Here is a 12,289-nt window from a genome sequence, read left to right on the forward strand (position 1 = left end):
AAAGAATATGCAGAGACAATGCGATGAATATGAAAAAAACCTTGCTGATGATTACAGGGACACTTCTGTGTGTTTCTTGTACGACCCGTCCTCCTCTACAAACGCCAGATTTATCAGAGGAGCCTGCCAATAATAGACCTGTAGTTCCAGTCACTTTCGTTTTTACTACTGACAATCCTTCTGCTGCACGTTTTGATAATCTGACACAAATGCGAAAAGAAGTCCGCATCTTAAATAAATATTATTTAGATGACCAAGGAAATAAAATCTTTAATTTCAAATTAAATCGTTATATTTCTTACCAAGATTTTTCAAAAATGCACTGCGAACTTGGTAATGAGATAAACCAAGCTCGTCCTATTTCTATAGGCTCTATTCCCGCAAGTGCCAATGCATGTTTCCCTAAACGCACAGCACGTAAAGAAGTCATCATCTTTATATACGATGCATATTCAAAAAACTTAGAGTTTGATGATGTTACCAGTCGGACATTCCGTAATAATGGAAAACCTTTTATTTTATTAGACTGGAATCGTTTAAATTACAATATTCAAGCAGGTAGTATTCATGAAATGGGTCATGCTTTCGGCTTAAAACATGTATGTGCACCTAATGCTACTAAAACTACTCCGACCAATATTATGGCCAGTGCTGAATGTAAATTAGGCAGTGGTGGCTTAAGAAACTTAGGCTTTACGCAAGCACAGCTTCAAACCATTTTATCTAGTTATAAACAATATACTTAAAATTTAATTTCAATATACACCCCCAAGTTGTCTTGGGTAGTAGTGTAATCCTCATGGGCCAGTAAAGATGTCATATAAGTACTGGCCTTTGAGAAATCCTCAGTATCTACAGGATACGGTTGCCAAAAAGTTTTTAAGTTATTCGTATAAATTGGATAAAGTCGAAGCAAGTCCTTTGCTAGATCTAGTCTCGCTATACAGCCAAATGGCAAAGCACTTTGCTGTTCATACTCTCCATCACTATTAAACACAGCATTACCAATACCCAACACAACTGGCTTATGGTTGATGATCTGAATGGGTTGAATAGTATGAGCACCATGACCAATAATCAGGTCAGCTCCCGCCTGTGTAAGAATAGCGGCAAGTTTAATTTGCTCTTTTGTGGGAGGTTTAAAGTCGATTCCCCAATGGCAAATAACAATAATTTTATGCTTAGGATGAGTCTGTTTATAACGTACCATCTGCTCAAGTAAAACTCCATTTAAACAAGCTACTCCTCTTCGCGATCCTAATGCATAGAAATCATAGTCTAGATAAGCGGTGTCTCTATGCCAGTAACCATTAAAAATCGCATAGTGCTTATTTTCAAAAGATATTTCAAAGTAATTGTGGGCATCTTTTTGATTTAGTCCAGCACCTATATATGAAACATTCGCCTGTTCCAACTGTTGTAGTGTATAGACCAGCCCTTCATCGCCATAATCTTTCAAATGATTATTTGCCAACACCAAATAATTCAAATGAATGCTCTTAAACTCTTCTAATGTCTTTTTAGCATCGGCTTTTAGAATAAATGGCTTTTTATCTTTTAAAGGTGATCGACTTTCTAAAGAAAAGACTGCTTCAAAGTTAGCTATATTTATGTCATTTTTACCTAAAAATGGCTGTATTTTTTCAAATGAATAGTGATATCCATATTGTTGCAGAGCATCTATTTTCCCTCTAGATTTACGCTTTTCAGTATACATTTCACCGAAATATGTATCTCCAAGAATATTGATGATCCCAGTCTGTGAAGTACAACTCTTCGCCTTTACGTGCTCTTCTTTGAAACAGTGATAATAAGGAACCAAATGCTCGAGACGGTGAATGTCATCTAAAAAAGAGAAAAAGCCAATGCTCTGGTTATCTTCAAGATAAGTAATATAAATTTGTCTAACTGTATGTGAAATATATAAAATCGAAGTTAACACAGGATGAGCAAGCAAAGGCGTAATGGGTTGATATGCTTTATTTTTAAAAGAAAGGTTTTTAATAAAGAAAAGATTCTTTAGCTCGGCTGGATAACTATAAATGTGCTGTACTAATAGAAAGAGTTTTTTTAATTGATGAGATGGATTTAAAGTTAAATGATAGTTTGCTGCTCTTTGAGACAAGGTCAATTGTGCTTGCTCAACTGAACCAAAAAGTATATTGCTTAAAGCATGTTTGACATCATTTGCCTGAGTAAAAATTAAGAATTGTAGGAGTTCGACAAATGTATACGTTTCATTTTTTTCTAAACCTAAATTTTGCTCACCAATTTGCTTAAGCTTTTGCTCAGATACAACATAGGTCTTACCTGCTTTGATATTTTTTTGATGAAACTGATCTAATGCATAATCAATGAGCAACAAAGTTGAAATGTCTCCATCAATTTCAAACTCCCAAACCGCATCATCAAAGTTCGTATTATCAAGAGCTGCCAATAACTTAATTTCAGACAGAGGATCAGTCATGTCTCCTCTCCTTCGAAATCTTTTACATAGGCTATATAGCCCGATAAGTTATGTTCTTGGTCATCTATTCTTACTCTAAAGCGATCATGTCGTACATAAAAAGCATGCAATATTTTATCTGGACGTGCCATGTACATCGCTATTTCCGGATAGAAAAAACCTGTGGTTTGAAACTCAGCCCGAAATATAATCAGTTTTTTTAATTCGTGCATATAAGCTTGTTCAAAAAGTTTTTGATGGCCTTGCTCTTTTAAACGATTTACCATTTTATAAGCAGCCATGAGCATTTCTAACAAAGTCGCATACGTTGTTTTTCTATTTCGAATAAAAATAAAATGTTTTAAATAATTATTTAAACCAAAAATAAAATATTTTTCTTCAGGACATAATTTTGTAAGCTCATTGGTACAGTAACTTAACCAATGATCATGATATTTTTCATATCTTTTACAAATAAAATTTTCAAACATTAATTTAACGGTATCTAATAATCTTTTATCCTGATTTATTTGATATAACCTGAGCAAAGCTAATGCTGCTTCTCCATCGTAATAAATAATTCTAAACTTTTCTTTTAAATCATAGTTTGGATAATTTAATACATGAGTAGTTAATCCATCTAAATCAACTAATTTTAAAATACCATTTGCAAGCTTCTCTGCATATTTTAAATAATCTGTTTTTTGAGTAATTTCCTGATATTTCGTTAGCATTAAAATAGCTGCTGCGTTTGCACCTAATTTAATTTCAAACTCCCCTTCTTTTCCATCAATCATAAAAGCAGTTGTAGAGTCTTTTTCTTTATAAAAGTGAGTAAGTGCATATTGGATGGCACTCACAATTTTAGGCCAATATTCAGGTTTATTTTGTACTTCGAAAGTTTCTAAGAGTGCATAAAGTGATGTGCAGTGGCGTACCGTATTGTAGTTGCGGATATCTCGATCGAAGGCAGGAAAATAGCCATAAATGAATTTGCCATTTTCTTGAATTTGGCTGTGCAAAAACGCTGCATTTTTCTCAATGAGCTCTCTAAAATGCTGCTTCTTGTTGGTCGCAATAGCTCTAATACCATTTGCATCATAACAGCTTACTAAATTAATAAACTGCCCATTTTCATAAAAAATTGCATAGGTATCGAAAGTCCAAACATCTTGTAGCTCTTGTAGTCTAATTTGTGGTTTAGTAGCGTTATATTTTTGCTTAATTGCATAGTTCAGATTGGTTTCATCAAAAAAGTTAGGTTTGTCATAACTTAATCCTCGGATAATTGCTTTGCCATATATCTCTTGCTCAAGAAAAACTACCGAACATGCTTCATCAAATGCAATTCCTCTACGATAGTGGTTATTGTGGAATTGATGATGAACAAGTTGTTCTATTTGACTCCAACTTTGTTTTTCTAGGTTGTACGCAACATCAATTTTTATATAGTCTGGAAGTTGATCTGGAGAAAACTGTTTATCAATAAAATCGAATAATTGTACAGTTGCTTGTGAAAAAGTTGTTTTTTCGGTATGCCAGACATTACATTTTTGATCTTTAGGACCAAATGATATAAACAAAATTGTTTCTTCTGGAAGGTCTGGAACATGCTGAACAATATGTTCCAACCAAAGCTTAAGTTGTCTTTTAAAGTCTAGAAATACCGACACTCGAATTAAGTCCCTATTCGTTATTTGTTGTTCTATAAAATTTTCAATACATCATAGCATGAAGTCTTTAAAAGCTCAGTTAACGTATTGTTTAAACATAAAAAAAAGAGAACCCTAGGGTTCTCTTTTTTTATTTGGTTAATTATCTATTAATAGATAATTTGACCATTGTTGAGAAGATCATTAAGCGTTAATGATGTTCTAGCTTGATCCAAATGAATCGTCAACAATTGCGTACTTGAATAAGTTAAACCTAAACCATCACGGTCTACACTAATTGTGGCATTTTGTGTGGCAGCGTCATAGCTTACAGATACATATTGACCAATGGTTAAACTGTTTGGATGAGTAAGTAACAAGTTACTAATATCGATCTTATCAGCTTGACTATCAGTTGCTGTATTACCTACATGGAAATCAGTCCATGTATCTACACCACCAGCTGTTGTGTTACCACCTGTTGGGCTATTCACACTAGCAGCAGTCAACGTGTTGTAAATCAAGGTATCCGAGCCATTTCCAAGCGTAAATGTATCATTTGCTCCTGTACTTACAGCTAGGCTATTCAACTCTTGACTTAAATTGATGGTTAATGTGCTAGTTGACTCTGCACCAGTCACCGATACGAGTTTGTAGTTAATCGTATCAATCGTAGCATTTGCCGCAGTATCAAGAGCTTTATAGTAGTACGAGCCATCATGGTAGAGATACAACGTACCTTCGCCAGTATTGATCGCCTGACCAGCAGCAATTTGATAATTTCCTGGTGTAACTTCAACATATAGTTGAGAAGCAGCTGAAGTATCTGCAACGCCACCAGTTGTATCGCCTAACAAGATATTGCCGTGAATCCAATCAGACTGACCATCAGGTGTATAAGTATCTAGATGGGTTGTTTTGGTCGTTACAACTGAATCAAGTGACATATTACCAATTGGAAGTAAGCTAGATAAGCTAAATACCACTCGATAAGTACCAGCAGATAAGTGAGATACGTCAGCTGAGTATGCTGGTGCACCTAAAATACCTGCCAAAGCGGTCGCAGAACCTGAGTAAACTGTATCAACCCATGCTCCCCCAACAAATTGTTGGATCTTATATCCAGTCGTTGGTAAAACAGACAGGCTTAAAGATGCTAAATAGTTCAACTGAACATGTACATCAGTAACAGTATTAGCTGCAACAACAAATTGGTTCGATGTCACTGTACTACTTAAAACTGGAGGTAATGTACTAAGCGATACGTTACCACTTGGTACATCAACAACTGCATCAGTCACTTGTTTCATACTAACAGTTGCATGATTAGTATCAGCATTTGCTACAGGTAACGGAATTACCGCATCTGCACCAGGGTTAGCATTGTTCCAAGTGATATTCACATCTGGAGAACCAATTTGGATATGCAATGTTGCTGTGTCTGTTCTACCAGTTACAGGGTCTGTCACGGTATAGGTAAAGCTATCAACTTTTCCTATATTTTGTGTGTTCGCTGTAGCTTGATAACTATAAGTCCCATCAGCATTAATCGTTAAGGAACCATAAGCACCTACAATAACAGTTGATGAACCTACATTCACAGCCGATGTATTACCAAGTTCAGAAGTTACCGAAGTCACAACTGTCGTAGTCGTAATGTAGTCTGGCGTATAGTTTGGTCCATATACAGCCGAGTTGTCGTCTGAAAGAACATTGCCTGTAACCGGAGTTACAACCAAGTTAGGTACTTGCGTAATATCACCATTATTCAAAGTAATACTTGCAGTGACACTACCTAGAGCTGTTAGAAGCGTATTGCTTTCCATAAATAGCTCATAACTACCAGAACCTAAATTATCAACTTTGAATTTTACTTCAGAGCCGAAGATACCTAATAGGTCAAGCACTCCTGTATTTGCACTATCTGCAATTACTGTACGAGTACCGTCTGGATTTACTCGTGTTAATACCACATGTAAACCATCAACAACTGTAGCTACTGAACCAAAGTTAACCGAGATGATAGCTTCAGAAACATGTCCTTCAGCTACATTAAAAGTTGCTGTACCTTGTTTAGAACCAACAACAACGCCACCAACACCTAACAACCAGCTATAGCTAATCGCGTTATTAAGAACTTGTTGTGTAGTCGGGTAAACCATATCAATTGCTGCTGAAGCAACGTTATCCATTGCATCAACTGGAACATGACCTGTAATAACCGCAGGTTGTGATGGATCTGCTGCATTCCAAGTCATAGCAACCTTGTTACTATCCAAGTGGACATACAAGATAGCTTGAGACGTATTACCTGTTGCTGGGTCTAGTAACGTATACGAGAACTGATCAACTTTACCAAGGTTGAGACCATTTGCATTTGGTGTATAGGTGTAATTACCATGTTGATCAATGACTAACGTACCGTAAGTACCAGTGATTGTAGTTGTACCAGTTGCGTTAACGGCATTTCCGTTCACTGCTGAGATCACTGCATTATTGCTTGCAGCATCTACCGCACCATTAATACCAGCATCTTTGATGACGTTACCAGAGATCGGATCAACTGAATATCCAGATACAACATATGGGTTATACACATCCATTGTACCTGTCAATGTACCACCAATACCCACACCTGCTAGACCACTGTAGCCCATGAATGCACGATATTGTCCTGGATCTAGCCCTTCAATGACTGCGGTTGGAGTACCTCCTATTAGAGATAAGCTAACTAAAGTCGCTTGTGGGTTGTTTCCGCCAATAGATACCCATTGTCCTGTTGCAGCATCATATTTTTGAACAACAATCGAATAGTCATTCAATACACCAGCGTTGAGTAAACCACTGAATGTAAATGTCGCAGTACCTTGACGGTCAGCATCCACATTAAATGCAACTGTTGGGTTACCAAGAAGTTGTAAATTTAGACCTGCTAACGATACTGCTGCTAAATAACTTGCACTACCAAGCGCTACATCATTCGCAACAAGTAAAGATTCTGGGTTAATTTCAGCAACTGCCAAGTTATCTGCAGCTTTAACAGAACTTAATTGAATGTTAAGTGCTGCTTGGGCCACATCACCAGTTACAGAATCTTTTAAGGTATATACAAAGTGATCGACTTGCCCAACTCCAGAAGCATTTTGATTTGGAGTATAAACGTATGAACCATCAAGGTTGATCACCAACGTACCGTATGTACCATTAATGACTGTGCCATTAGCAAGAACAGGTTGGTTATTAACTTCACTCACAACTGTATTTGGAGTTACGACATCAGCTTGGCCGCTTGAGTTAATATCTACGATCACATTACCGTCCGCAGTTTCTGTGTAGAAACTACCGATTTGAGTTGTATCATAAATATCCATAGTACCTGTTAAAGTACCGAGTAAACCAATACCTGCTAGACCGTTATAAGTCATGAATGCACGGTATTGACCTTGCTCAAGCCCATCGATAACAACACCTGGTGTAGAACCTAATAGAGTCAGGTGAAGAATATCTGCTTGACCACCACCATATATAGAAGTCCATTGACCAGTAGCTGTATCAAATTTTTGTACAACTAATGAGTAATCAGATAGAGCATTGACCCCAATTAAAGCACTGTAGGTGAATGTCGCATTACCTTCTTGATTTGCAGCTACATTAAAGCTAACCGCTTCAGAGCCAAGCTGTAGGTTAAGACCAGCAAGCGATACAAGCGCCAAGTAAGTTTTGCTACCAAGAGCCGCATCATTTGCAATTTGTAATGGTTGTGGAGCAAGAACAGCCGTATCAAAGTTGTCATATGCAATGATTGAAGAACTTGCAATTGTATAACTTTGAGTAGCTTGCAAATTACTACTGTTGCCAGCAGCATCCGTAAAGGTTGCTTTTGCATCAACTGTCAAATCAGTATCAGCTACAAGCTGGCTACCAGATACACCTATTGTCCATGTTCCACTTACTGGATCTACTACAGCTGTGTAGTCTGTGCCATTAACGTTAACAACAACCGAAGTAATAGTTGCATCAGCAGGAATAGTCACCGTTCCAGTAATATTTACTGTTCCTGCAGTCTCAACTGGACTAAGGACGTTATCACCTGTAATCGGATTAATCGCAATTGCAGCTGTATTGATATCTGGTGGCGTAGTATCCACAGTTACTGTGACATCAGTAGCATTATCGACATTGCCTTGTGCATCTACTGCTTGTGCATGGATAGTTACTGGGCCGTCTGCAGTTACTGCGATTGCTGCTGTGATATAACCATTGCTCAAGTCAGTTGCATTGACAGTGTAGTTAGTGCCGTTAACATTCACGACAGTACCTACCGCTGCATCTGGACCTAATCCTACACGGGCATTAAAGCTACCGTCAGTGCCAAGTTCTGCTGCATTGATGATGCCATCAATGTTTAAGTCATCCGGTACTGTGATCGCACTAATCAAATCAGCTGGTGTGGTATCTACAGTCACAGTGACATCGGTAGGACTACTAATGTTGCCTTGCGCATCCACTGCTTGGGCATGGATGGTGATTGCACCATCCGCTGTCACAGGAATTGCTGCGGTGATATAGCCATTGCCAAGATCAGTAGCATTGACAGTGTAGTTGGTGCCGTTAACGTTTACGACAGTACCCACCGCTGCATCTGGACCCAACGCTACACGCGCATTGAAGCTGCCGTCTGTACCCAATTCTGATGCATTGATAATGCCATCAGTGTTTAAGTCATCCGGTACTGTAATCGGACCAAGTAAGTTCGCTGGTAGCGTATCTACTGTCACGATGACATCTGCCGGGCTGCTGATATGACCTTGTGAATCTACTGCTTGGGCATGGATGGTAATTGGGCCATCCGCTGTCACAGGAATTGCTGCAGTGATATAGCCATTCGTCAAGTCAGTCGCATTGACAGTGTAGTCAGTGCCGTTAACGTTTACGACAGTGCCCACCACTGCATCCGGACCCAACGCAACACGGGCATCAAAGCTGCCGTCTGTGCCAAGTTCTGCTGCATTGATAATACCGTCACTATTTAAGTCATCCGGTACTGTAATCGGGCCAAGCAAGTTCGCTGCCGCAGTATCTACAGTCACCACCGCACTGCCAGTGCCCACATTACCTGCAGGGTCGGTTGCTGTCACAGTCACAGTGTGTGGACCATCGGTCAACACTGGAAGTGTATTGTCTGCAAGTGTCCAGCTACCATTGCCATTGTTCACCGCAGTATAGTCCACACCATTTACAGTCACCACAACTGTCGCAGTTGGATCGTTCACTGTACCTGTTAATTCAGGTGTACTGTCATTGGTGGTTACATCACTTAACGCAACTGTTGGTGCAGTAGCGTCTAAAGTTACCGTCACATCTGCTGGACTGCTGATATTACCTTGCGCATCCACCGCTTGAGCATGGATGGTGATTGGACCATCTGCTGTCACAGGAATTGCTGCGGTGATATAGCCATTGCCTAGGTCAGTTGCATTCACCGTGTAGTCAGTGCCGTTAACGTTTACGACAGTACCCACCGCTGCATCTGGACCCAACGCAACACGGGCATTAAAGCTACCGTCTGCGCCAAGTTCTGATGCATTGATGATGCCGTCAGTGTTTAAGTCATCCGGTACTGTGATCGCACCAAGTAAGTTCGCTGGAGTTGTATCTACAGTTACAGTGACATCGGTAGGACTGCTGATATTACCTTGCGCATCCACCGCTTGAGCATGGATGGTAATTGCACCATCTGCTGTTACAGAAATCGCTGCGGTGATATAGCCATTCGTCAAGTCAGTTGCACTCACTGTGTAGTCAGTGCCGTTAACGTTTACGACAGTACCCACCGCTGCATCCGGACCCAACGCAACACGCGCATTGAAGCTGCCGTCTGTGCCAAGTTCTGATGCATTGATAATACCGTCAGTATTTAAGTCATCTGGTACTGTAATCGGACCAAGTAAGTTCGCTGGAGTTGTATCTACAGTTACAGTGACATCGGTAGGACTGCTGATATTACCTTGCGCATCCACCGCTTGTGCATGGATGGTAATCGACCCATCTGCTGTCACAGGAATCGCTGCGGTGATATAGCCATTGGTCAAGTCGGTTGCACTCACTGTGTAGTCAGTGCCGTTAACATTCACGACAGTACCCACCGCTGCATCTGGACCTAATGCTACACGGGCATTAAAGCTACCGTCTGCACCAAGTTCTGATGCATTGATAATGCCATCAGTATTTAAGTCATCTGGTACTGTGATCGCACCAAGCAAGTTCGCTGGAGTTGTATCCACTGTCACAGTGACATCGGTAGGACTGCTAATATTACCTTGCGCATCCACCGCTTGTGCATGGATGGTAATTGGGCCATCAGCAACCACTGGGATCACTGCGGTGATATAGCCATTCGTCAAGTCAGTTGCACTTACTGTGTAGTCAGTGCCGTTAACGTTTACGACAGTACCCACCGCTGCATCTGGACCCAACGCAACACGGGCATTGAAGCTATTGTCTGCACCCAATTCTGATGCATTGATAATGCCGTCAGTATTTAAGTCATCCGGTACTGTAATCGCTCCAAGTAAGTTCGCTGGAAGCGTATCTACAGTTACAGTGACATCTGTTGGGCTGCTGATATTACCTTGCGCATCCACTGCTTGTGCATGGATGGTAATTGCACCATCTGCTGTCACAGGAATTGTTGCGGTGATATAGCCATTGCTCAGGTCAGTCGCACTCACTGTGTAGTCAGTACCGTTAACATTCACAACAGTACCCACGGTTGCGTCAGAACCCAACGCAACACGGGCATTGAAGCTACCATCTGCACCAAGTTCTGATGCATTGATAATGCCATCAGTATTTAAGTCATCTGGTACTGTAATCGGGCCAAGTAAGTTCGCTGGTAGTGTATCTACTGTCACGATGACATCTGCTGGACTGCTGATATGGCCTTGGGCATCCACTGCTTGTGCATGGATAGTGATTGGACCATCCGCTGTCACAGGAATTGCTGCGGTGATATAGCCATTCGTCAAGTCAGTTGCACTCACCGTGTAGTCAGTGCCGTTAACATTCACGACAGTGCCCACCACTGCATCTGGACCCAACGCGACACGGGCATCAAAGCTGCCGTCTGTGCCAAGTTCTGCTGCATTGATAACACCGTCACTGTTTAAGTCATCCGGTACTGTAATCGCACCAAGTAGGTTCGCTGCCGCAGTATCTACAGTCACAACCGCACTGGTTGTACTCACATTACCTGCTGGGTCGGTTGCTGTCACAGTCACGGTATGTGGACCATCGGCCAACACTGGAAGTGTATTGTCTGCAAGTGTCCAGCTACCGTTGCCGTTATTAACCGCTGGATAGTTCACACCATTTACAGTCACGACCACAGTCGCTGCTGGATCATTCACTGTACCTGTTAATTCAGGTGTGCTGTCATTGGTAGTTACATCACTTAACACAACTGTTGGCGCAGTAGTGTCTAAAGTTACAGTGACATCTGCTGGACTGCTGATATTACCTTGTGCATCCACCGCTTGTGCATGGATGATGATTGGACCATCTGCTGTTACAGGAATTGCTGCGGTGATATAGCCATTGCCTAGGTCAGTTGCACTCACCGTGTAGTCAGTGCCGTTAACATTCACGACAGTACCCACCACTGCATCCGGACCCAACGCAACACGGGCGTCAAAGCTGCCGTCTGTGCCAAGTTCTGCTGCATTGATGATGCCATCAATGTTTAAGTCATCTGGTACTGTAATCGCACCAAGTAAGTTCGCCGGTGTCGTGTCTACAGTTACTGTGACATCTGCCGGGCTGCTGATATGACCTTGTGAATCCACTGCTTGGGCATGGATGGTGATTGGGCCATCTGCTGTCACAGGAATTGCTGCGGTGATATAGCCATTCGTCAAGTCAGTTGCACTCACTGTATAGTCAGTGCCGTTAACGTTCACGACAGTGCCCACCACTGCATCCGGACCCAACGCGACACGGGCATCAAAGCTGCCGTCTGTGCCAAGTTCTGATGCATTGATGATGCCATCAATGTTTAAGTCATCAGGTACTGTAATCGCACCAAGTAGGTTCGCTGCTGCAGTATCTACAGTCACCACCGCACTGGTTGTACTCACGTTACCTGCTGGGTCGGTTGCTGTCACAGTCACAGTATGTGGACCATCTGCCAATA

4 protein-coding genes and 1 pseudogene are annotated in these 12,289 nt (G+C 41.1%); 1 reads left to right on the forward strand and 4 read right to left on the reverse strand.

Annotated features, from left to right (window positions below; genetic code table 11):
• Nucleotides 1–29: 29 nt before the first annotated feature.
• Nucleotides 30–746: a metalloprotease gene (locus RMA95_RS02535; RefSeq protein WP_311069499.1), complete on the forward strand. Its 717-nt coding sequence runs from the start codon at nucleotides 30–32 to the stop codon at nucleotides 744–746.
• On the opposite strand, the gene RMA95_RS02540 is transcribed toward RMA95_RS02535, so the two are convergent.
• The 4 genes and pseudogenes from RMA95_RS02540 to RMA95_RS02550 all read right to left on the reverse strand — a co-directional run.
• Nucleotides 743–2,467: a CapA family protein gene (locus RMA95_RS02540; RefSeq protein ID WP_311069500.1), complete on the reverse strand. Its 1,725-nt coding sequence runs from the start codon at nucleotides 2,465–2,467 to the stop codon at nucleotides 743–745. The genes RMA95_RS02535 and RMA95_RS02540 overlap by 4 nt on opposite strands.
• Nucleotides 2,464–4,119, reverse strand: coding sequence for a poly alpha-glucosyltransferase (locus RMA95_RS02545; protein ID WP_311069501.1), 1,656 nt, complete (start codon nucleotides 4,117–4,119; stop codon nucleotides 2,464–2,466). The genes RMA95_RS02540 and RMA95_RS02545 overlap by 4 nt, the downstream gene beginning before the upstream one ends.
• 149 nt (nucleotides 4,120–4,268) lie before the next feature.
• The gene (locus tag RMA95_RS17645; RefSeq protein ID WP_409187555.1) at nucleotides 4,269–5,924 is read right to left on the reverse strand and encodes a BapA/Bap/LapF family large adhesin; all 1,656 of its coding nucleotides are present in this window, start codon (nucleotides 5,922–5,924) and stop codon (nucleotides 4,269–4,271) included.
• A gap of 198 nt (nucleotides 5,925–6,122) precedes the next feature.
• Nucleotides 6,123–12,289 (reverse strand): annotated as a pseudogene (locus RMA95_RS02550) (BapA/Bap/LapF family large adhesin); the annotation flags it as partial.

Origin of the sequence: Acinetobacter sp. V110_1, assembly GCF_031798975.1 — a bacterium.
Classification (GTDB): domain Bacteria; phylum Pseudomonadota; class Gammaproteobacteria; order Pseudomonadales; family Moraxellaceae; genus Acinetobacter; species Acinetobacter nosocomialis_A.